The sequence below is a fragment of the Stenotrophomonas sp. ZAC14D1_NAIMI4_1 genome, from assembly GCF_003086775.1.
Lineage (GTDB): Bacteria > Pseudomonadota > Gammaproteobacteria > Xanthomonadales > Xanthomonadaceae > Stenotrophomonas.
Genome location: NZ_CP026001.1, coordinates 3,054,356 through 3,075,539 on the forward strand (window position 1 = coordinate 3,054,356; position 21,184 = coordinate 3,075,539).

General features: G+C 67.7%; 18 protein-coding genes. 7 read left to right on the forward strand and 11 right to left on the reverse strand.

The window, feature by feature from the left end:
• Positions 1-103 precede the first annotated feature (103 nt).
• The 4 genes from pgaA to pgaD are packed head-to-tail and all read left to right on the forward strand — an operon-like array spanning position 104 to position 5,783.
• The gene (gene pgaA, locus C1927_RS14115; protein WP_108747036.1) at positions 104-2,143 is read left to right on the forward strand and encodes a poly-beta-1,6 N-acetyl-D-glucosamine export porin PgaA; all 2,040 of its coding nucleotides are present in this window, start codon (positions 104-106) and stop codon (positions 2,141-2,143) included.
• A gap of 1 nt (position 2,144) precedes the next feature.
• Positions 2,145-4,040 (forward strand): poly-beta-1,6-N-acetyl-D-glucosamine N-deacetylase PgaB, encoded by a 1,896-nt coding sequence (gene pgaB, locus C1927_RS14120; RefSeq protein ID WP_108747037.1) that lies wholly within the window; start codon positions 2,145-2,147, stop codon positions 4,038-4,040.
• A gap of 1 nt (position 4,041) precedes the next feature.
• Complete coding sequence (pgaC, locus tag C1927_RS14125; RefSeq protein WP_079222510.1) at positions 4,042-5,295, forward strand: poly-beta-1,6-N-acetyl-D-glucosamine synthase; 1,254 nt, start codon at positions 4,042-4,044, stop codon at positions 5,293-5,295.
• On the forward strand, positions 5,292-5,783 hold the full coding sequence (gene pgaD, locus C1927_RS14130; protein WP_108747038.1) for a poly-beta-1,6-N-acetyl-D-glucosamine biosynthesis protein PgaD: 492 nt from the start codon (positions 5,292-5,294) through the stop codon (positions 5,781-5,783). The genes pgaC and pgaD overlap by 4 nt, the downstream gene beginning before the upstream one ends.
• Positions 5,784-6,491: 708 nt before the next feature.
• Here the strand turns inward: pgaD and C1927_RS14135 are convergent.
• The 11 genes from C1927_RS14135 to C1927_RS14185 all read right to left on the reverse strand — a co-directional run bounded on the left by C1927_RS14135 (position 6,492) and on the right by C1927_RS14185 (position 17,853).
• Positions 6,492-7,760 (reverse strand): glutamate-5-semialdehyde dehydrogenase, encoded by a 1,269-nt coding sequence (locus C1927_RS14135; RefSeq protein ID WP_108747039.1) that lies wholly within the window; start codon positions 7,758-7,760, stop codon positions 6,492-6,494.
• On the reverse strand, positions 7,757-8,914 hold the full coding sequence (proB, locus tag C1927_RS14140; protein WP_079222513.1) for a glutamate 5-kinase: 1,158 nt from the start codon (positions 8,912-8,914) through the stop codon (positions 7,757-7,759). Before proB ends, C1927_RS14135 begins: the two co-directional genes overlap by 4 nt.
• A 10-nt stretch (positions 8,915-8,924) precedes the next feature.
• Positions 8,925-9,188, reverse strand: a complete 264-nt coding sequence (locus C1927_RS14145; protein ID WP_079222514.1) for a YciI family protein — start codon at positions 9,186-9,188, stop codon at positions 8,925-8,927.
• On the reverse strand, positions 9,188-10,483 hold the full coding sequence (gene argH / locus C1927_RS14150) for an argininosuccinate lyase (protein ID WP_079222515.1): 1,296 nt from the start codon (positions 10,481-10,483) through the stop codon (positions 9,188-9,190). Before argH ends, C1927_RS14145 begins: the two co-directional genes overlap by 1 nt.
• A 33-nt stretch (positions 10,484-10,516) precedes the next feature.
• Positions 10,517-11,470 (reverse strand): N-acetyl-gamma-glutamyl-phosphate reductase, encoded by a 954-nt coding sequence (gene argC / locus C1927_RS14155; RefSeq protein WP_108747040.1) that lies wholly within the window; start codon positions 11,468-11,470, stop codon positions 10,517-10,519.
• A complete protein-coding gene (locus tag C1927_RS14160; RefSeq protein WP_079222517.1) occupies positions 11,467-12,069 on the reverse strand; it encodes a GNAT family protein in 603 nt (200 codons plus the stop codon). Before C1927_RS14160 ends, argC begins: the two co-directional genes overlap by 4 nt.
• A gap of 5 nt (positions 12,070-12,074) precedes the next feature.
• Positions 12,075-13,403 (reverse strand): acetylglutamate kinase, encoded by a 1,329-nt coding sequence (locus C1927_RS14165; protein ID WP_079222518.1) that lies wholly within the window; start codon positions 13,401-13,403, stop codon positions 12,075-12,077.
• Positions 13,404-13,427: 24 nt separating this feature from the next.
• On the reverse strand, positions 13,428-14,516 hold the full coding sequence (locus tag C1927_RS14170) for an acetylornithine deacetylase (RefSeq protein WP_079222519.1): 1,089 nt from the start codon (positions 14,514-14,516) through the stop codon (positions 13,428-13,430).
• Positions 14,517-14,625: 109 nt separating this feature from the next.
• Positions 14,626-15,822, reverse strand: a complete 1,197-nt coding sequence (locus C1927_RS14175) for an argininosuccinate synthase (RefSeq protein ID WP_079222520.1) — start codon at positions 15,820-15,822, stop codon at positions 14,626-14,628.
• 119 nt (positions 15,823-15,941) lie between these two features.
• The gene (locus tag C1927_RS14180; protein WP_053443310.1) at positions 15,942-16,952 is read right to left on the reverse strand and encodes an N-acetylornithine carbamoyltransferase; all 1,011 of its coding nucleotides are present in this window, start codon (positions 16,950-16,952) and stop codon (positions 15,942-15,944) included.
• Positions 16,953-17,289: 337 nt separating this feature from the next.
• Positions 17,290-17,853: a hypothetical protein gene (locus tag C1927_RS14185; RefSeq protein WP_079222521.1), complete on the reverse strand. Its 564-nt coding sequence runs from the start codon at positions 17,851-17,853 to the stop codon at positions 17,290-17,292.
• A gap of 189 nt (positions 17,854-18,042) precedes the next feature.
• On the opposite strand from C1927_RS14185, the gene cysS reads away from it, so the two are divergent.
• The 3 genes from cysS to C1927_RS14200 are packed head-to-tail and all read left to right on the forward strand — an operon-like array spanning position 18,043 to position 21,168.
• Positions 18,043-19,419: a cysteine--tRNA ligase gene (cysS, locus tag C1927_RS14190; protein WP_108747041.1), complete on the forward strand. Its 1,377-nt coding sequence runs from the start codon at positions 18,043-18,045 to the stop codon at positions 19,417-19,419.
• 55 nt (positions 19,420-19,474) lie between these two features.
• The gene (locus C1927_RS14195; protein WP_079222523.1) at positions 19,475-19,927 is read left to right on the forward strand and encodes a SufE family protein; all 453 of its coding nucleotides are present in this window, start codon (positions 19,475-19,477) and stop codon (positions 19,925-19,927) included.
• A complete protein-coding gene (locus C1927_RS14200) occupies positions 19,924-21,168 on the forward strand; it encodes an MFS transporter (protein ID WP_079222524.1) in 1,245 nt (414 codons plus the stop codon). The genes C1927_RS14195 and C1927_RS14200 overlap by 4 nt, the downstream gene beginning before the upstream one ends.
• Positions 21,169-21,184 lie beyond the last annotated feature (16 nt).

The window sequence follows — 21,184 nt, forward strand, 5'->3', positions numbered from 1 at the left end:
AAGGCAGGCTCTGGCCACCTTGGGAGACGGCCAGGCACAGTTGGCATGTGATGTGCGTCACACTTTCAGCACATCGTTGAAGTAGGGATGCTAAGGGGGTTTCATGATTGTCCACCGTCCGCTGGCGCTCTGCGTCGGCCTGGCCTGCGCCGCGCTGGCGTTCGGGGCCCATGCCGCTTCGCCGCCACCCGCCGCCAGCCGTGCTGACCGGCTGGCTGAAATCGGCCACTACCGTGACCAGGCCCGCTGGGTCGATGCCCTGGCCGCCATCGAGCGCTCGCAGCTGCAGGAGCCCAACGATCCGCTGCTGTACAAGCTGCAGGTGCTGACCCTGGGCGATATCGGCAACGCCGACCGCGCCTGGCGCCTGTACCAGGCGCGGCCCGACCTGTTCGATGCCGACCAGAAGGCACGACTGGAAGCGAACTACATCGCCAAGCGGGTGAACTGGAGCCTGGCCTACGGCCAGAGCGAGGACAGCCGCCTGGACGAAGCCGAAGCATCGCTGGCGGAAATGGAGCAGTACGTGCAGCGCGACGGCACGCCGCTGGCGCAGGCGCCCCTGCGCATCCGCATGGACCGCCTGATCCTGCTCAACCGCCTGTCACGCCATGCCCAGGTGCGCGACGAAGCGCGCGCCCTGCAGCAGGAAGGCCATGCCCTGCCCGACTACGTGCTGCCGGCAGTGGGCGATTCGATGATGGCCACCCAGCACCCGGACGAGGCGATTCCGCTGCTGGAAGCGGCAGTGAAGAACGATCCTTCGCGCTTCGAGTCCCGTTCCGAGCTGGCCTACGCCTATCTCGAGACCGAGCAGGCCGAGAAGGCCATCGGCTACCTGGACGCCTGGCAGAAGGATGAGCCGGCATGGCGCTGGGGCGGCGGCAAGAGCCCCTATGCCAACTGGGCGCGCTACGAGGCCGACCTCAACCTCTCGATGATCCGCGCCTACAGCGGCGATCTGCCCACCGCACAGCGCGAGCTGGAAGCCCTGGTCGATGTCGGGCCCGGCAACGGTGGCCTGCAGACCGCACTGGGCAGCGTCTACCAGATGCGCGGCTGGCCGCGACGGGCGCTGGAGCGCCACCAGATGGCCTACACCCTCGACCCGCGCGACGTGTCGCCGCGGATCGGCATGTACGAATCCTACGTGCAGCTGCAGCGCGACGACCTCGCCCGGCCGCTGCATGACGATCTGCTCGAGCGTTACCCCAACCAGCCCTCGGTGCAGCGCATGGACCGCGACTGGCGCGCGCACCGCGGCTGGCAGCTGCAGGCCACGGTGGAAGGCGGCCGCAGTTCCGGCGGCGGCGGCAGTTCACCGCTGGGCAACGACGACCTGCATTACGGCACCGAAGTAGCCTCGCCGATCCTCGATGACCGCTGGCGCCTGTTCGCCTTCGCCGACCGTCGTTCGGTGACCTTCCAGGACCAGAAGATCAACCCGCTGTGGATGGGCGCGGGCGCACGCTACCGCTTCGGCCGCGTCGATGCCGAGGCCGCCGTGCTGCGCCCCAACGACAGCATCGGCGACACAGGCCTGCGCGGCGGCTTCGGCTGGCAGTTCAACGACCAGTGGCACGCCGGCGTGACCGCCGCGCGCAACGATCCGGAAGCCTCGATGCAGGCGCGCGTGTCGGGCATCACCGCCGACAGCGTGGCGGTGGCGGTTGACTACACCCGCAACGAGCGCACGCACTGGAGCCTGGGTGGCAGCCAGTTCCGCTACGACGACGGCAACCGCCGCGAGACCCTGAACACCGCCATCGAGCAGCGCCTGCTGACCCGCCCGCGCGTGGTGGTCGATGGCCTCGGCAGCCTCTACACCAGCCGCGGCTCGCTTGACGATGCGCCCTACTTCAATCCCTCGCGCGACCGCTCGGTGGAAATCGGCCTGCGCATCGACCAGCAGCTGTGGCGCCACTACGAGCGCCACTTCCGGCACCGCCTGACGGTGTCGCTGGGCGACTACTGGCAGGAAGGGTTCGGCAGTTCGCTCATCCCCACGGTGGCCTATCGCCACGAGTGGCAGTTCGGCCAGGGCAGGATCCTGGAGTACGGCGTGAGCTGGTCGCGGCCGGTCTACGACGGCCAACGTGAACGTCACATCGGCTTCGATGCCGCGCTGCGCTGGGGAGAGTGAGATGGAACGGATGCTTCGAAACCTGATGACCGTGCTGCTGCTGGGGCTGGTGCTGCTGGCCCTGCCGGCCGCTGCCCAGGAGCGCGACCTGGATTCGGCCGACAACGGCCTGCTGGTGCTGAGCTACCACGACATCCGCGACGATGTGCGTGAGAAGGGCGATGCCGATGCCTACGCGGTCAGCACGCAGAACTTCGCTGCGCACCTGGACTGGCTCAGCGCGCACGGCTACCACCCGATCTCGCTGTCGCAGCTGATCAAGGCCTCGCGCGGGGAAGCCCAGCTGCCGCCGCGGCCGGTCCTGCTGACCTTCGATGATGGCCTGCGCAGCGTCTACAGCCGCGTCTACCCGCTGCTGCGCGCCTACAACTACCCCGCGCTGGTGGCGGTGATCACCGATTACGTCGACATGGCCCCGGGCCGCACCATCGACTACGGCTACCGCCCGTTCGGCCACGATGATTTCCTGACCTGGGACCAGCTGCGGGAAATGCAGGCCAGTGGCCTGATCGAACTGGCCAGCCATACCGACAACCAGCACCACGGCGTGCAGTCCAACCCGCAGGGCAACCAGACCCCGGCGGTGATCACCCGCACCTACGACCCGCAGACGCAGCGCTACGAGACCACACAGCAGTACGAGAAGCGCCTGCGCGACGATCTCGCGCTGAGCGTCAAGCGCATCCAGAAGGAACTGGGCGTCACCCCGAAGGCGATCGTGTGGCCGTATGCGGCCTACAACCAGCTGAGCAACGACATCGCCGAACAACTGGGCATGCCGGTGTCGTTCGACCTGGAAGGCCGCAGCACGCCGGTCACTTCCGACCTGCATGGCCTGGCCCGCCTGCTGGTGACCAACAACCCGAACGTCAGCTCGCTCGCCTTCGAACTGCGCCGCAATGTCAGCCTCGATGGCACCCGTGCGCTGCAGATCGACCTGGATGCGGTGTACGACCCGGACCCGGCACAGCTGGCACGCAACCTCGACAAGCTGATCGACCGCGTCAAGACGGTGGGCCCGACCCACGTCTACCTGCAGGCCTTCGCCGATCCCGATGGCAACAACACCGCAGACGCGCTGTACTTCCCCAACCGCCACATGCCGATGCGCGCGGACCTGTTCAACCGCGTGGCGTGGCAGCTGAAGACCCGCGCCGGGGTGAAGGTCTACGCCTGGCTGCCGGTGCTGGGCTACGAGCTGCCCGATGCGGCGCAGCGCACCGCGCTGGGCATCGCCAGCCCGGAACGCGACGGCATGTACCGCCTGGACTTCACCAAGCCGCAGGCGCGGCAGATCATCAAGGACATCTACGAAGACCTGGCGATCAACTCGTACTTCGAAGGCCTGCTGTTCCATGACGATGCCTATGTGCGCGACACCGAACTGGCGCAGCTGCCGCAGGAAGGCACCGATGGCGGCCGCACCCAGGCGCTGATCGACTTCACCCTGGAGCTGCGCGATACCGCCCAGCGCTGGCGGCCGAAGCTGGGCACGGTGCGCAACCTGTACGCGCAGCCGGTACTGGAACCGCAGAGCGCCAGCTGGTTCGCCCAGCGCCTGGACCTGTTCAACCACGCCTATGACCGCACCGCGCTGATGGCGATGCCGTGGATGGAAGGCAGCAAGCACCCCGAGCGCTGGCTGGACCGCCTGGTCACCGCCGTGCGCGCGCACGACCCCGAGCTGAAGCACACGCTGTTCGAGCTGCAGACCGTGGACTGGCGCACGCAGACGCCGATCAGCGGCCAGCGCCTGCGCGCGCAGGTACGCCGCCTGCAGGCGCAGGGCGTGCGCCATTTCGCGTGGTACCCGGACGATTTCATCGCCGACAAGCCGTCGACCACGGACGCGCGCGCCGCGATGTCCGCGCGCAACTTCCCGTACCCGGAGAAGTGACATGGACATGAGCCCCTGGCTGTATGCCCTGTTCCAGTTCGCCTTCTTCTACCCGATGGTGATGGCGTTCTTCTGGATGTCAGGCGGCCTGTACTACTTCTTCCGGCGCGAGCGGAAGTCGCGACCGCGCAACGATCCGCCGCCGATGGACAGCTACCCGTTCGCCACGCTGCTGATTCCCTGCCACAACGAATCGGACAACCTGGACGACACCATCGGCGCGGCACTGGCGCAGCGGTATCCGGATTTCGAAGTGATCGCCATCAACGATGGCAGCAGCGACGATACCGGCGCCCGCCTGGACGCATTGGCCGCCCTGCACCCGCGCCTGCGGGTGGTGCACCTGGACCGCAACCTGGGCAAGGCCAATGCACTGCGCATGGGCGCCCTGGCCTCGCGCTCGGAGTACCTGGTGTGCATCGACGGCGATGCGATGCTGGAAGAGTACGCCATGCACTGGATGGTCTGGCACCTGACCAGCGGCCCGCGCGTGGGTGCGGTGACCGGCAACCCGCGCATCCGCAACCGCTCCACGCTGCTGGGCCGCCTGCAGGTGGCCGAGTTCTCCTCGATCATCGGCATGATCAAGCGCGCGCAGCGCGTGTACGGGCGCATCTTCACCGTGTCCGGGGTGATTGCCGCGTTCCGTCGCACGGCCCTGCACCGCATCGGCTACTGGGCCGACGACATGGTGACCGAGGACATCGACATCAGCTGGCGCCTGCAGCTGGACCACTGGGACATCCGCTACGAACCCAACGCGCTGTGCTTCATCCTGATGCCGGAGACGCTGAAGGGCCTGTGGCGGCAGCGCCTGCGCTGGGCGCAGGGCGGCGTGGAAGTGCTGCTGCGGCACGGCACGTCGTTGTTCAGCTGGCGCAAGCGGCGCATGTGGGGCGTGCTGCTGGAGTACATCCTCAGCGTGTTCTGGGCGTACACCATGCTGCTGATCGTGGTGCTGTGGGCGCTGGGCAAGTTCATCCCGCTGCCGGCCCCGCTGTACATCGACACGCTGCTGCCGCAATGGCACGGCGTGATCCTGGCGCTGGTCTGCCTGCTGCAGTTCGCCAGCAGCCTGATCATCGATCGTCGTTACGAAACACACATTGGACGCAACTACTTCTGGGTCATCTGGTACCCGATGGCGTACTGGCTGATCAGCCTCTTCACTACCCTGGTGGCGTTGCCGAAGACGTTGTTCAAGCGCCGCGGCAAGCGTGCCACCTGGGTCAGCCCTGACCGGGGGATCCGATGAGCACCGTCCGCGGCACCACCAAGACAAAGTCGTCCAACCGCTTCGATTCGCGGTTGATCCAGAAGTCGCGCCAGCAGCCGCGCCTGCAGCGCACGGCCTGGGGCTTCGTGACCCTGGCGTTCTGGGGTTTCTACTTCTACCTGTGGGCACCGCTGGTGACCCTGGTTTCATGGCTGCTGGGCGGGCACCTGGCCTACGTGCAGCTGTACCAGCACAGCCAGCACGTGGATCCGTTCGTGATGATTGCGCTGCCGGTGATCCTGGTCTGCTGCTCGCTGCTGCTGATCGCCTGGGCCGAGTACAACCGTTTCCGCTTTGGTGGCAAGGAACGGCGTGCACCGCGCGAGGATTCCAGCCGCCAGGACATCGCCCGTGCACTGGGTGCGAGCGATGCGCTGGCCGAGCAGCTGATGCATGCGAAGGCGGTGACGCTGCACATGGATGACAACGCACGGCCGGTGGGACTGACGCGGCAGCCGATGTTGTAAGGGGTGGGTGTTTTTTTGCAGGGCTTGCAGGCCTGCACCTGCCGAATCAACGTCAACGTCAACGTCAACGTCAACGTCAAAGGCGGGCATTCCGTGGGATGGCGGGGCGGTGTGGGTGAGCAGGACACGCCGTAACCCCCCCTCCGGGGTCCGGCCCAGCCGCTGGCGGCTGTGCGTTCGGGCGCTTGCGAAGCAGTGCTTCGCAAGCAAAGCGCCCTCACCCATGGGGGCTCGATGGCGCCATCCATGGCGCCAACGGTCCTGCCCACCCACACCGCCCCGCCTCTGACAGTTGGCCGGTGGCTGTTGGTGGGTGCCGACCGTTGGTCGGCACATCTGTCAGATGTCGAATGAATCATCCACGCATGGCGTGGATCTACTGGGGCGCGCGGCTGTTGGTAGGTGTCGACCTTGGTCGACACGATTTTTCTGTCAGAAATCGATAGCCGACCCCGTGCCGACCAACGGTCGGCACCCACCAAAGCAGAACGCCGTTCCGACAGATCGCAGGAAACTGTCGAAGGCGGGGTGGGTCCGGTTGAGGGGGTGTGAGCGGCATGGATGCCGCGACCAAGCCCCCAAGGATGGGTTTACGGCGTCCCCCTCAACCGGACCCACCCCGCCATCCCACGGAATGCCCGCCTTTGACGTTGACGTTGACGTAGATCTGCAGCGGGTGCAGGGCTGCAAGCCCTGCAGGACAAACCCCTACCGCGTCTGCCCTTCGCCGCGCACCACGAAACGTTCAACCGTCAGCGCTTCCAGGCCCATCGGCCCATACGCATGCAGGCGCGTGGTGGAAATGCCGATCTCGCTGCCCAGCCCCAGCTGCCCCCCATCGGAGAAACGCGAGGACGCGTTGACCATCACCACGGCAGAACGCAGCGCGTTGACGAAGCGCTCTGCATGGCCGCTGTCTTCGGTGGCGATCACTTCGGTGTGGTCGGAGGTGTAGGTGCGGATGTGGGCGATGGCAGCGTCCAGATCATCCACCACCCGTACTGCCAGCACCAGGTCGAGAAACTCCGCCGCGTAATCCTCGTCGGTGGCGGCCGTGCTGCCCGGCAGCAGCGGCTGCGCACGTCCGTCGGCACGCAGCTGCACGCCACGCTCGCCCAGTGCCTGCGCCGCGCGCGGCAGGAAAGTGTCGGCCACGTCCTGGTGGACCAGCAGCGTTTCCAGCGAATTGCAGGCCGCCGGGCGGCTGCACTTGCCATCCAGCAGCAGGCCGATGGCCTTGTCCAGGTCGGCGCTGGCATCCACGAACAAGTGGCAGACACCCTTGTAGTGCTTGATCACCGGCACGCGTGCATGCTCGGCCACGAACCGGATCAGCCCTTCGCCACCGCGGGGAATGGCCAGGTCGATCAGTTCGTGCAGCTGCAGCAGCTCCAGCATCGCCTCGCGGCGCAGGTCGGTCAGCACGGTCACTGCGGCCGGCGGCACGCCATTGGCCTGCAGGGCCGCAGCCAGTGCCTGGGCGATGGCGGTGTTGGAATGGATCGCCTCCGAGCCGCCGCGCAGGATCACGCCGTTGCCGGCCTTCAGGCACAGCGCCGCCGCTTCGGCGGTCACGTTCGGCCGCGCTTCGTAGATCATCGCGATCACGCCCAGCGGCACGCGTACTTTCTGTACGCGGATGCCGTTGGGGCGCACGTCGTCGCGGGTCACCTGCCCCGCCGGGTCCGGCAGTGCGGCCACTTCGCGCACGGCCTCGGCCATCGCGAACAGGCGCGCCGGGTCCAGGGCAAGGCGGTCGAGCATCGCGCTACCGACGCCCTTCTCGCGTGCCGCCGCCAGGTCACGGGCATTGCCGGCCAGGATCAGCCCGGCGTTCATTTCCAGTGCCTGGGCCATGGCCTGCAGCAGCTTGCCGCGTGCGGCGCTGTCCAGGCCAGCAACCACCTGGGCCGCATCACGGCAGGCACGTGCCTGCGCTTCAATCTCACTCATGGGGGTGTCCTGCTGTCCGGTCATGGCAGCACCAGATCGTCGCGATGGACGACGGTACCGCCGTAGTTGTAGCCGAGCACGGCCTGGATGTCGCGCGAATGGCGGCCGGCGATGCGCCGCACATCATCGGCGGCGTACTGGCTGACGCCACGGGCGACGCAGAGGCGGCCCTGCGGCGTGTTCCAGCACACCTGCACCATGTCGCCACGGCGGAAATCGCCATCGGCACCGGTGATGCCGCCGGGCAGCAGCGAGGCACCCTTCTCGCGCATCGCCTGCGCCGCGCCGGCATCGACCAGGATCGCGCCGTCGGCCAGCGGTGCATGCCGCAGCCAGTGCTTGCGTGCGGCCTCACGGCTGCGCGCGGCATGGATGCGGGTGCCGAACAGGCGATCCTGCGCCAGCGCGCGCACGACATCGCCGCTGCGGCCGTTGAACAGGTAGGTTTCGATGCCGAGCCGGCCGGCCTTCGCCGCGGCTTCCAGCTTGGTCCGCATGCCACCGGTACCGGCACGCGAACCGGCGCCACCGGCCATCGCCAGCACCGTGTCATCCAGCTCGGGGACGTCATGCAGCGGGCGTGCATCGGCCACGGTACGCGGGTCGGCGCTGTACAGGCCGTCGATGTCGGTCGCTATGAACAGCGCATCGGCATCGACCAACGCGGCCACGGTGGCGGCCAGGTTGTCATTGTCGCCAAGCTTGAGTTCGTCCACCGACACGGTGTCGTTCTCGTTGACCACCGGCAACGCGCCCAGCCGCAGCAGCTCGGTGAGCGTGGCGCGCGCATTGAGGTAGCGACGGCGGTTGCGCAGGTCGTCGTGGGTCAGCAGCACCTGCGCCACCGGGCGCTCGAAGAAGCGCTGCCAGAGGCCGATCAACTGTGCCTGGCCCAGCGCGGCCAGTGCCTGCCGCGCAGCCATCGCCGCACCGGGCTCATCGGCACGCGGCAGGATGGCGCGGCCGGCGGCGACCGCGCCGGAGGAGACGATGACCACTTCGCGCCCGGCCAGCACGTTGGCCGACACGAACTGCGCCAGGCCCAGCGCATGGCGCGGCGACAGGCCGCCGCCATCGGCGGCCAGCAGGCTGCTGCCCACCTTGAGCACCGCACGCCGCCACGGCGGCAGCGCTTGTTCGGGGAACGGCGAAGCGACGTGGGTGGCGTGCAGGGTCATCAGGTGCGCCTCAGCGGGTGTTCCATTCGTGCACGGTCAGGTGCGAGGCCTGCATCGTCACCAGCGGATCGGTGGCGACGATGGCCTGTGCATCAGCCAGGCTGGCCACATTGCACAGCACGTAGGCGCCGCCACTGCCATCGGTGAATCCGCCGGTCAGCTGCAGCTGGCCCTGCGCGCGCAGCGCATCGAGGAAATCCAGGTGCGGCTGCACGGCGGCGGCGTTGAAGTCGGGCCGGCGCATGGCCAGCACCAGGTAGACGGTGCCCGCCATCAGGCCAGCGCCTGCCAGCGCGTGCGCAGTTCGTCCAGGCGCAGGTCGGCGGCCGAACCGGGTGACACGCGGGCGGCCAGGCTGCCTTCCGGCGTACGGCCCTGCCCTGCGCTGTCGGCACCGGCCGCAGCGGCCTTGTAGGCCTCGCGGAACGGCACGCCCGCCACGGCGGCTTCAACGGCGACGTCGGTGGCGTACATGCCCGAATCGATGGCCGCGCGCAGCTTGTCGTCACGCCATTCCAGGTTGGCCAGCAGCGCCGGCAGCAGTTCCAGCGCGGCCAGGCCGCGGCCGAAGCCGTGGAAGATGGCGCCCTTCGAAGACTGCAGGTCGCGGTGGTAACCCGACGGCAGCGACAGCAGCTGCTCGATCTCGGTGCGTGCAGCGGCGACGCTGGCATGGGTGGCGCGCATCAGCTCGATGACGTCCGGGTTCCGCTTGTTCGGCATGATCGAACTGCCGGTGGTGTACTGCGCCGGCAGGGCGACGAAGCCGAACTCGGCGCTGGTGAACAGCGAAAGATCCCAGGCAATGCGGCGCAGGTCGAGGGTGGCACCGCCCAGCGCTTCCAGTGCGGCCAGCTCGAACTTGCCGCGCGACAGCTGCGCGTAGATCGGCGAGATCTGCATGCGCGCAAAGCCCAGCGCGGCCGTGGTGTGTTCGCGGTCCAGCGGCAGGTTCACGCCGTAACCAGCGGCGGTGCCCAGCGGGTTGGCATCGACCAGTGCATGGGTGTCACGCGCACGCACGGCATTGTCGATGAAGGCTTCGGCCCAGCCGGCCCACCACATGCCCGCCGAGGACACCACGGCGCGCTGGATGTGGGTGTAGCCGGGAAGCGGCACGTCCTTCTCGGCCTGCGCGCGGTCCAGCGCGACCTTGGCCACTTCGGCACTGAGCTGGGCAACGCGCTGCAGCTTTTCCTTCAGCCACAGGCGGGTAGCGACCAGGATCTGATCGTTGCGGCTCCGCCCGGTGTGGATCTTGCGGCCGGCATCGCCCAGGCGCTCGGTGAGGCGCGCTTCGATGGCCGAGTGACCATCCTCGTACTGCGTATCGAGCACGAAACGGCCTGCGCGGAAGTCCTGTGCCAGCACCTCCAGTTCGCGCAGCAGGCCTTCCAGCTCGTCGGGGCTGAGGATGCCGATGTGCTGCAGGCCCTGCGCGTGCGCGGCGCTGGCGGCGATATCGTGCAGGAAGAATTCGCGATCGAGGATCACGTCATCGCCGGCGAGGAAGGTCTGGATCTGGGCGTCGACGGCGACGCCGGGCTTCTGCCAAAGAAGGTCTGCCATGGGGGGCTCCGGGAAGGCGGTGTCTGGGCGGTATCAGTGCGGGATCGACGTCAGTTCGTCGATGCCCAGCGCGAGGTTGAGGTTCTGCATGGCCTGGGTGGCGGCGCCCTTGAGCAGGTTGTCCAGGGTTGCCACGACCACGACCCGCTTGTTGCCCGGGGCCAGGGTGAAGCCACCCACCTGCGCGCCATGGCGGCCGGCGATGCGGCTGACCCACGGCGCTTCATCCACGATTTCCACGAGTGCTTCCGCGGCGTAGGCCTGCTGGAAGCGCTCGACGATCTGCTCGCGGGTCTGCGCGCGGTTCAGCCACAGGTTGGCGGTAAGGGTGATGCCACGGAAATGCGGTGCTACGTGCGGCATGAATTCCACCGGCACGCCCAGCTGCGCGGACACTTCGCGTTCGTGCATGTGGTTGGTCAGCGCGTAGGGCATCAGGTTGTCGGCCAGCAGCTCGGGGTTGTTCTTGTCCGAGGGCGAGGTGCCGGCACCGGAGTAGCCGGACACGCCGAAGCACTGCGGCGGGCCGGCCAGCAGGTCCAGCAGCGGATGGATCGCCAGCTGCATGGCCGTGGCGTAGCAGCCCGGGTTGCTGATGTGCTTCTGGCCCTGGTAGCGGCCACGGGTCAGCTCCGGCAGGCCGTAGTACCACTGGCCATCGAAGCGGTAGTCGGCCGACAGGTCGATGATGACGGTGTCCGGCTTGGCCGCCTGCAGGGCGGCCACGAAGGGGGCGGCCAGGCCATTGGGCAGGGCCAGGATCACCGCGTCCACGCCCTTGGCGGCCACGGCATCGGCGTCCAGGTTCTCGTAATGCAGCTCGCCCTGGTACTCCGGGTGATGATCGGCCAGGCGCTTGCCAGCGAGCTCGCGCGAAGACACGAATGCCAGCTGCAGGCGCGGATGCGCGGCCACCAGCTTGATCAGCTCGGCGCCGGTGTGGCCGCGGGCACCGACAATGCCCAGGGTGAAAGTCGAATCGTTCATGCGTGATGGTCCAGGCGGTGCTGCAGGTGGCGCTTCACGCCCTGCCATTCCGCGTCGATGATGGAGAAGATGACGGTGTCGCGCGGCGTGCCGTCGGCATGCCGGGTGTAGTTGCGCAGCACGCCGTCCTGCTTGGCGCCCAGGCGGGCGATGGCGGCGCGCGAGGTGTGGTTGAACCAGCTGGTTTCCAGCACCACGCTGATGCAGCCCAGGGTTTCAAACGCGTGCTGCAACAGCAGCAGCTTGGCCTCGGTGTTGACCCCGGTGCGCTGCACGCGCGGGGCGTACCAGGTGTAGCCGAGGCTGAGCCGGGGCACGCCCGGCTCCAGCGCATAGAAGCGCGTGCTGCCGACGATGTCGCCGGCCGCATCGCGGATCACGAACGGCAGCACCTTGCCTTCGGCCTGCACGTCCAGCGCGGCCTGCACGTAGTGCCCTGCCTGCTCCGGCGAAGGCACCTGGGTGTACCAGAGCTGGTCCAGGCCGCTGCCTTGCAATGCCGCCGCCAGGCCGGGCACGTGGTCACGCTGCAACGGCTCCAGCATCACGTGCTGGCCGCGCAGGGTGGGAACGGTGGTCCAGGCGTCGGCGTGGCTCATCGCACTCAGTCCTGCAGGCTCGGCGGGCGCGCCGCGCAGTGGTCCACATAGGTCTTGATGCGGTCGATGCCATCGGCGCCGAACCAGAACACCTTCCAGGTGTTCTGCTTGTAGCAGCCGTCGGACTCGGCGTAGTAGAAATGGTTGATCGGGTTGCCGTTGCGCGAGCGCCAGAACAGCTGCGGGGTTTCTTCCAGCATCACGTTCCAGACCGCACGCCCCAGGCCCTCACCCTGCGCATCGTCGAGCACGGCGAACTTGTCCAGGTACACGCCTTCGGCTTCGTCGGTGAGGATGACCGCGGTGCGGTAGTTCTCGCTGACATAGGCGCGCAGCAGCTTGGTCTTCTCGAAATAGTCCGGCACCAGGGTGCGGCCGAAACTGGATTCGATCAGGCCCTTCAGGCGCGGCAGGTCCAGTTCGTCCCAGCCGGTGGCGCGCAGCACTTTTTCGCCCTTGCGCACCAGCGTGCCCGAGCCCTTGTGGGTGAACAGTTCCTTGGCCAGGTCAGCCGGCCGGGTGATCGACACCGACGATTCCAGCGGCAGGCGATCCAGCAGATCCTTGATCTGCTCGATCTTCACCTTCATGCCGCCGTGGATCCACGGCTGCGCGATCAGGTGGTCATACTCGGTGGACAGGTTGATCGAATCGATCACGCTGCCCGACTCGTCCAGCAGGCCGCCGGTACCGGTGAGGAAGATGATCTTGTACGGCTGCAGTTCCTGCACCAGCTCGTTGGCGGCGAAATCGGCGTTGACGTTGAGGATCTGCCCGCCGGCGGTCTCGCCCAGGCTGGTGATGACCGGGATCGAGCCGGCGCGCAGGCTGGCCTCGATCGGGGCCAGGTTGACCCGCTTCACTTCACCGACCAGGCCGTAGGTGTCCACGTCCAGGTACTCGGCCTCGAACACGCCGCCGGTGATGGAGGTGGCGCGCGCACCGTTCTGCTGCAGGGCCTCGACCAGGCGCAGGTTGGACTGCTGGAACACGCGGCGCACGATCGCCAGCGCTTCGGGCGACGTCACCCGCAGGCCGTTGACGGTCTGCTTGTCGATGCCGGCGGCCGACAGTTCGGCATCCAGCTGCGGGCCGGCGCCGTGTAGCACGATCGGGGTCAGGCCGACTTCCTGCAGGAACGACAGCGAGGAGGTCAGCGCTTCGAGATCGTCGCGCAGCACCGCGCCGCCGACCTTGACCACGGCGAAGCGCTTGGCGTCCAGCTGCGAGAAGCGCTTGAGGTACTGGCTGATCTCCTTCGCGCTGGCCATGCTGGAAAGCAGGCGCACGATGGTCTGGCGGGTCTGGCGGTGGGGCTGGAGGGCAGGAGACATTTCGGTTTCGTCAGAAGGTAGGTATCAGGCGCCGGCGGCGATGATGCGGTGCACGGCGTCGGTATAGCGCTGCAGCTGGTCCAGCGTCACGAACTCATCGGCGGTGTGGGCCTGGGCGATGTCACCCGGCCCGAACACCAGCGTGGTGTAACCACCGGCGGAGAACAGCGAGGCTTCGGTCCAGAAGTCCACGGCGTTGCCGATCGGCAGGTCCAGCGCATCGGCCACGTCGCGCGCCAGCAGGCGGCGGTGTTCTGCTTCGGCGATGTCACCGGCCGGCAGGCTGGGGCCACGGAAGGTTTCGGTGAACAGTGCGGCGTCCGGTTCGGCGAAACCGGCGAAGGTGGCCAGCAGCGCATCGATGTCCATCGACGGCAGCGGGCGGAAGCCGAAACGCACTTCAGCGGCCGGGGCGATCATGTTGGCCTTGATGCCACCCTCGACGCGACCGATGTTGAAGCGCAGGCCGGTGAGGCCGCCAAAGCGCGCCGAGGCCAGCGATTCCACATGGTCCAGCGCGCGGTTGCCCCAGCGCATGGCCTGGTGCAGCGCACTGGCGGCCGCATCCTGCTTGCCCGAGGCATGGCCGGCACGGCCGGCGAACTGCATCAGCACCGAGCTGATGCCACGGTGGGCCAGCACGGCCTCGCTCATGGTCGGCTCGGCCACCAGCACCGCTTCGTACGGCAGGCCACGGGCCAGGAACGCGGCGATGCAGCGCGGGTCGTTGGCTTCCTCGTCGCTGGAGAACAGGAACGCGGCGTCGCCATCGCTGGCATTGGCCGCGGCCACCAGCGCAGCGGCCGCGCCCTTGATGTCACACACGCCGAGGCCGACCACGCGGTCATCCAGGCGGCGCATCACGTGCGGGTCAGCACTCCAGTGCGGCGAGTCCGGCACGGTATCCAGATGCACGTTGAACAGGTACTTCGGCGTCCCGCGCACGGCATACAGGCTGACCGCACCGGCGCCGTGGTCGATCACCTCGACGTTGAAGCCGGGCAGGTTCGCACGCAGGTAATCGAAGATGCCACCGGTGGTGATCGCACGCGGCGGGTTGCGGGTGTCGAAGGACACCAGGGCCTGCAGGTGATCGAGCGTCTGTTCAAGCATGAATCAACAATCCTGTGGAATTCCGCCGGGCATGGCCCGGCGCTACCGGAATGCGCCTGCTGGAGAGCCCCCTAGGTGTTCAAGGGGGCGCGCCAGCGGCGCAGGTGGGTCAACCGCGGTTGACCTGCGCGTACAAGGTCGAGCTCATGCCGAACAGCTTGATGAAGCCTTCGGCCTCTTCCACGCCCCAGTCGGCCGACTGCGCGTAGGTGGCACCCTTGGTGTTGAGCAGGTGCGGCGACTTCACGGCCACCGCATCGACGCGGCCGCCACGGGTTTCCAGCACCACTTCACCATTGACCTTGGCCTGCGAGGACTTCAGGAAGGCCTCGATGTCGGTCTTCAGCGGGTCGTGGTAGAAGCCTTCATACACCAGCTCCACCCACTTGCGCGCCACGTCCGGCTTGAAGCGGTTCTGCTGCTTGGTCAGCACGGCGTCTTCCAGGGCGCGGTGCGCGGCCAGCAGCGAGACCAGGCCCGGTGCCTCGAACACGATGCGGCCCTTCAGGCCGATCACGGTATCGCCGGTGTAGACGCCGCGGCCGACGCCGTACGGGGCAAACAGCTTGTTGAGCTGTGCCAGGATCTGGTCACCCGGCAGCGCCTTGCCGTCCAGTTCGACGGCTTCGCCTTCGACGAACTTCAGGGTCACGGTCAGGGCCTGTTCCGGCCACTCGCTGCGCGGCGAGCACCAGCCACGCGCGCCTTCGCCCGGGGCTTCCCAACGGTCGATCTCACCGCCGGACATGGTCAGGCCCAGCAGGTTCTCGTTGATGGTGTAGGCCTGCTGCTTGGCGCGCACGCCGAAGCCGCGTTCTTCCAGGTACTTCTGCTCGTAGGCGCGGGTCTGGGTGTGTTCCTTCTGGATCTCGCGGATCGGCGCGATGATCTGGTAGTCGCCCAGTGCCTTCACGGCCAGGTCGAAGCGGACCTGATCGTTGCCCATACCGGTGCAGCCGTGGGCGATGATGTTGGTGCCCAGTTCGGCGGCACGCTTCAGCGCGGCATCGACGATCAGGTAGCGGTCGGAGACCAGCAGCGGGTACTGGCCCTGGTAGCCTTCGCCGGCCCACACGAACGGCTTGACGAAGCCTTCCCAGATGGCCGGGCCACCGTTGACGGTCTGGTGGCTGGCCACGCCCAGCTCGGCAGCGCGCTTCTCGATGAAATCGCGCTCCTCATCATCCACGCCGCCGGTGTCGGCGAACACGGTGTGCACGTTGTAGCCACGCTCCTGCAGGTACGGCACGCAGAAGCTGGTATCCAGGCCGCCGGAGAAGGCGAGAACGACGTCTTTGTTGCTCATGGGGATCAGGTCCACTTGGGGGATGGGAATTCGGTAGAGCCGACCGTTGGTCGGCTGGAATGTTGGATGCACCGCTGCTGGAGCAGCCGACCAACGGTCGGCTCTACCCCTTGTTAGATCTAGCGCCCGGCAACCGCCGCCATGATCGCCTTCTGCACGTGCAGGCGGTTCTCGGCTTCGTTGATGGCGATGCACTGCGGCGAATCCATCACGCCGTCGGTGGCCTTGACGTTGCGGCGCAGCGGCAGGCAGTGGCTGAACACGCCGTTGTTGGTCAGCGCCATCTTGCGTTCGTCGACGATGAAGTGCTTGAACTGGTCGCGGATCGGCTTTTCCGGTTCCCAGTTGCCGAAGAACGGCAGCGCGCCCCAGCTCTTGGCGTAGACGACGTCGGCGCCGGCGTAGGCGCTGTCGATGTCATGGCTGATCTTCAGCGAACCACCGCTCTCGGCCACGTTCTGCTCGGCCCAGCCCATGTAGCGGTCGTCGAGGATGTAGTCGGCGGTCGGGCACAGCAGGGTCACGTCCATGCCCATGCGGGTGGCGATGGTCAGCGCCGAGTTGGCCACGGCGGTGTTCAGCGGCTTGGGGTGGTAGGTCCAGGTCAGCACGTACTTCTTGCCGCGCAGGTCCTGGGTACCGAAGTGTTCCTGCAGCGCCATCACGTGGGCCAGTTCCTGGCACGGGTGGGTGATGGTCTCCATGTTGATGACCGGCACCGGCGAGTACTTGGCGAAGCTGTTGAGGACGATGTCCTGGCGGTCGTAGGCCCAGTCGATGAACTTGGGGAACGCACGCACGGCGATGATGTCGCAGTAACGCCCCAGCACCTTGGCCACTTCTGCGATGTGCTCTTCCGTGTCGCCGTCCATCACCGTGCCGAGGTTGAACTCGATCGGCCACGCATCCTTGCCCGGCTGCAGCACCACCGCGTGGGCACCGAGCTGGAACGCGCCCAGTTCGAAGCTGGTGCGGGTGCGCATGGACGGGTTGAAGAACACCAGCGCGATCGACTTGCCCTTGAGCTGGTCGCCGAGCTTGTTGCGCTTGAACAGCGCGGCCTGGGTCAGCAGCGCGTCAAGATCGCTGCGGCTCCAGTCCTGGGTGTTCAGGAAGTGCTTGGGGGACATCATCTTTCCTTGCGTGGCGGCGCCGGGGGTGCGGCGCGGTGGAAGGGAGAACAGGGAACAGGGTGGGACGAAAAAGTTTCAGATGAAGCTTTCGGAACGCGGAAACGAAAAAACCCAGCCGGGAGGCTGGGTTTTCATCGGACGAACAGCAGAAAGCTCCGGTTACCCAGCGAGGATGTGGGGTTCCGGTCGACGGGCACGCGACGTCATGCCAGTGGCCTGGCGGGCGGCGCTGCTGTCGTGCTGGAAGTCGGTGAGCTTCATGGTCGATTATCTTTGCATGGGGGCGGGGTGGGCGCAAGACCCCACGCTGCCGGCAGCGCATGGCCCCGGCCGGTCAGGGGGAACTGGCCGCCGCCTGCTCCGGGCCCACCCAGGGGGTGATCGAGACCCGGATCTTCAACCGGTTGCCGGGGTCTTCCGGCAGCCGCGAACGGTATTTGGTGCCCTTGTAGACGTAGTCCACGTCATAGGCGATCGGCCGGCGGAACTCGCGGCCGACCGGCACGATCTTGCAGTCGCGGGTCAGCATGGGGCCATTGTTGGCCGGGGCCGGCGCCGGGTTCTCGGCGGCCACCTCCTGGGCGGCCTCCTCGTCGCTGTGCTTGAACATCGAGCGCACCGAGTCCCAGAAGCGACCGATCCGCCCCTTTTCCTCCACCGGCTCCTCGCCGGTCACGTTGACCGGGGCCAGGGTGCGGGTCGAGACCGGCTCGCAGTGCTCCTCGGTGCGGGTCGCGCGCAGGGTCTGGAAGACCGGTTCGACGTTCAGCACCTGGGCGTAGTCGAACTTCACGTTCTCCACGATCACCACCCGGTTGCGCGGTTCGGCCTCCTGGGCCTGGGCCACGACCGGCGCCGCCGACAGGCAGGCCAGGGTCAGCAACGCGGTGGATTTCATTGGCGATGGAAGAAAGGGCACGGCGATAGTGTAGGCAGTGACGACCGCGAGGGGCTGAACATTACCCGTCCGCGCAGCTCCTGCCCACCCCTCGGCGGCCCCCCTGCCCCGCCCGGCCGCCGCCGGCCATCCCCCCATTGGGGCCCGACACGTTCTAAAATCACAGGCTTGTCCCCCAGCCACAGCCCCATGACCCTGCGCCTGCACAACAACCTGACTCGCCAGCTCGAACCGTTCACCCCGATCGACCCGGCCTGTCCGACCCTGTATGTGTGCGGCCCGACGGTCTACAACTACGTGCACATCGGCAATGCCCGCGGCCCGGTGGTGTTCGGGGTGCTGGCCGACCTGCTGCGGCGGCGTTTCGGTGGCCTGCGCTACGCGCGCAACATCACCGACGTGGACGACAAGATCAACAACGCCGCGCGCGAGCAGGGCGTGCCGATCAGCACCATCACCGACAAGTTCGCCGCCGCCTACCGTGAAGACATGGCCGCGCTGGGCGTGGTGCCACCGGACATCGAGCCGGAAGTGACCGCGCACATGCCGCAGATCATCACCATGATCGAGCAGCTCATCGCCAACGGCCACGCCTACGCCGCCGAGGGCCACGTGCTGTTCGCGGTGGCCAGCTTCGATGGCTACGGCAAGCTGTCGCGCCGTGATCCGGAGGAAATGCTGGCCGGTGCCCGCGTCGAGGTGGCCCCGTACAAGCGCGATGCCGGCGATTTCGTGCTGTGGAAGCCCTCCAGTGACGACCTGCCCGGCTGGGAATCGCCGTGGGGCCGTGGCCGCCCCGGCTGGCACATCGAATGCTCGGCGATGGCTGCCGCCCACCTGGGCGAGACCATCGACATCCATGCCGGTGGCGTGGACCTGCAGTTCCCGCACCACGAAAACGAGATCGCGCAGAGCGAGTGCGCCCATGGCGGCAGGATCTTCGCCCGGTTCTGGATGCACAACGGCATGCTCAACTTCGGCGGCGCCAAGATGAGCAAGTCGCTGGGCAACATCGAGCGCGTGCATGACCTGGTGCGCCAGCATCCGCCCGAGGCGCTGCGCCTGGCCCTGCTCTCGGCCCACTACCGGCAGCCGCTGGACTGGTCCGATGCGCTGATCGAACAGTCCGCGCGCACCCTGGACCGCCTGTACGGCACCCTGCGCGACCTGGCCGATGTGACCGCCACGGCGGCGATCCCGGCCGCCGTCGAGGCGACCCTGGATGACGATCTGAACACCCCGCAGGCGCTGGCCGAAGTGGCCCGCATCGCCGGCGAGGCGCGCCGCGCGACCGATCCGGCCGAGCGCACGCGCCTGAAGGGCGAGCTGCTCGGTGCCGGCCTGGCGCTGGGCCTGCTGCAGGCCGACCCGGCGCAGTGGTTCGGCACCGCGGCCAGCGAAGGCGACGACGATGCACGCATCCAGGCCCTGATCGACGAGCGTGCCGCCGCCAAGCAGGCCCGTGATTTCGCCCGCTCCGACGCCATCCGCGACCAGCTGGCCGCCGAAGGCATCGTCCTGGAAGACACCCCGCAGGGCGTGCGCTGGGTACGCAAGCGCGCCTGACCCGCCCTGCCCCGTGGCCGGCGCGTCCGGCCACGCCCCCACTGTAGAGACCGTTGTGACCGACTCCCCGTTCCCGCTTGAACCCACCGCCGCCGAGGCCCAGGCCGCCATCGCCGAGGAATTTGCCTTCTTCGGCGACTGGTCCGAGCGCTACCAGTACCTGATCGACCTGGGCCGCAAGCTGCCGGCCTTCGCCGACGCCTGGAAAACCGAAGAGCACCGTCTGCTGGGCTGCCAGTCGATGGTCTGGATCGTGCCCGAAGGCAACGCGCAGTCGCTGCGCTTCCACGCCATCAGTGATTCGGCCATTGTCTCCGGCCTGATCTTCCTGGCCCTGCGCGTGTATTCCGGGCGTTCGGCGCAGGAGATCCTCGATACCGAACCGAGCTACATCCAGGACATCGGCCTGGCCCGCCACCTCTCGCCCACCCGCAGCAACGGCGTGGCAGCGATGCTGGCCTTCATCCGCGAGACCGCGCAGGCCCAGCTGCAGCGCGAACAGCCGTGACCGCCGCCACCGGGGACGAAGGCGCGCTGGCCCTGCTGGGCCGGCCGGGCTTTGCCAAGCTGCTGGCGTACCGCATCTTCGCGATGCTGTCCTACCAGGTGGTGGCCGTCACCGTCGGCTGGCACATCTACGAAGTCACCCGCAATCCGTTCTCGCTGGGCCTGGTCGGCCTGGCCGAGGTGCTGCCGTTCTTCTGCGTGGCGCCGTTTGCCGGCTACCTGGTGGACCACCTGCCGCGCCGCCGGCTGGGCATGGTCGCCTGCGCCGGCCTGGTCGCCACCGCCGTGGTGCTGACCGGCGTGGCCACCGGCTGGCTGCCGTTCCAGGGCGTGTGGCCGATCTACGCCGCCATCGCGCTGACCGGCATGGTGCGCGCGTTCCTGTCGCCCATCTACAACGCGCTGTTCGCCCGCGTGCTCGAGCGCAGCCAGTTCGCCCGCGGCGCCGGCCTGGGCAGCGTGGTGTTCCAGTCGGGCATGGTGGTGGGCCCGGCGCTGGGCGGCATCCTGGTCGGCTGGGGCGGCAAGGGCCTGTCCTATGGCGTGGCCACCGCCTTCGCCGTGGTGGCGATGGGCTGCCTGGCCACGCTGAAGGTGAGCGAGCCGGTACACGACGGCCCGGCCGCGCCGATCTTCAAGAGCATCGCCGAGGGTGCCCGCTTCGTGGTCGGCAACCGCATCATGGTCGGTGCGATGGCACTGGACATGTTCTCGGTGCTGCTGGGCGGCGTGGTGGCGATGCTGCCGGCCTTCCTGCAGGAAATCCTGCACTACGGCCCCGAGGGCCTGGGCATCCTGCGCGCGGCGCCGGCGCTGGGTTCGATCGCGGTGGGCCTGTGGCTGGCCCGCCACCCGCTGCAGAAGAATGCCGGCCGCGTGCTGCTGTTCGCTGTGGCCGGTTTCGGCCTGTGCGTGGTCAGCTTCGGCCTGTCCCAGCACTTCTGGCTGTCGGCGCTGATCCTGCTGTTCTACGGCGCCTTCGACGGCGTCTCGGTGGTGGTGCGCTCGACCATCCTGCAGCTGGCCACGCCGGAGGAAATGCGCGGACGGGTGTCGTCCATCAACGGCATCTTCATCAGCTCGTCCAACGAGCTGGGCGCGTTCTACGCCGGCACGATGGCGAAACTGCTGGGCCTGGTGCCGGCGGTGGTGCTGGGCGGGTTTGCCGTGTTGAGCGTGGCCGGCATCACGGCGTGGAAGAACCCGACGCTGCGGAAGTTGAACCTGCGCGACCTGCAATGAACCTGTAGAGCCGAGC

Excerpts from the sequence above, each read along its gene's own strand:
- C1927_RS14135 (WP_108747039.1), bottom strand. The coding sequence starts at position 7,760 with ATGACCGGACAGCAGGACACCCCCATGAGTGAGATTGAAGCGCAGGCA.
- proB (WP_079222513.1), bottom strand. The coding sequence starts at position 8,914 with ATGACCCTGCACGCCACCCACGTCGCTTCGCCGTTCCCCGAACAAGCG.
- argC (WP_108747040.1), bottom strand. The coding sequence starts at position 11,470 with ATGAACGATTCGACTTTCACCCTGGGCATTGTCGGTGCCCGCGGCCAC.
- C1927_RS14175 (WP_079222520.1), bottom strand. The coding sequence starts at position 15,822 with ATGAGCAACAAAGACGTCGTTCTCGCCTTCTCCGGCGGCCTGGATACC.
- pgaC (WP_079222510.1), top strand. The coding sequence starts at position 4,042 with ATGGACATGAGCCCCTGGCTGTATGCCCTGTTCCAGTTCGCCTTCTTC.
- pgaA (WP_108747036.1), top strand. The coding sequence starts at position 104 with ATGATTGTCCACCGTCCGCTGGCGCTCTGCGTCGGCCTGGCCTGCGCC.
- C1927_RS14145 (WP_079222514.1), bottom strand. The coding sequence starts at position 9,188 with ATGGCGGGCACCGTCTACCTGGTGCTGGCCATGCGCCGGCCCGACTTC.
- C1927_RS14185 (WP_079222521.1), bottom strand. The coding sequence starts at position 17,853 with ATGAAATCCACCGCGTTGCTGACCCTGGCCTGCCTGTCGGCGGCGCCG.
- argH (WP_079222515.1), bottom strand. The coding sequence starts at position 10,483 with ATGGCAGACCTTCTTTGGCAGAAGCCCGGCGTCGCCGTCGACGCCCAG.
- pgaD (WP_108747038.1), top strand. The coding sequence starts at position 5,292 with ATGAGCACCGTCCGCGGCACCACCAAGACAAAGTCGTCCAACCGCTTC.
- cysS (WP_108747041.1), top strand. The coding sequence starts at position 18,043 with ATGACCCTGCGCCTGCACAACAACCTGACTCGCCAGCTCGAACCGTTC.
- C1927_RS14170 (WP_079222519.1), bottom strand. The coding sequence starts at position 14,516 with ATGCTTGAACAGACGCTCGATCACCTGCAGGCCCTGGTGTCCTTCGAC.
- C1927_RS14165 (WP_079222518.1), bottom strand. The coding sequence starts at position 13,403 with ATGTCTCCTGCCCTCCAGCCCCACCGCCAGACCCGCCAGACCATCGTG.
- C1927_RS14180 (WP_053443310.1), bottom strand. The coding sequence starts at position 16,952 with ATGTCCCCCAAGCACTTCCTGAACACCCAGGACTGGAGCCGCAGCGAT.
- pgaB (WP_108747037.1), top strand. The coding sequence starts at position 2,145 with ATGGAACGGATGCTTCGAAACCTGATGACCGTGCTGCTGCTGGGGCTG.
- C1927_RS14160 (WP_079222517.1), bottom strand. The coding sequence starts at position 12,069 with ATGAGCCACGCCGACGCCTGGACCACCGTTCCCACCCTGCGCGGCCAG.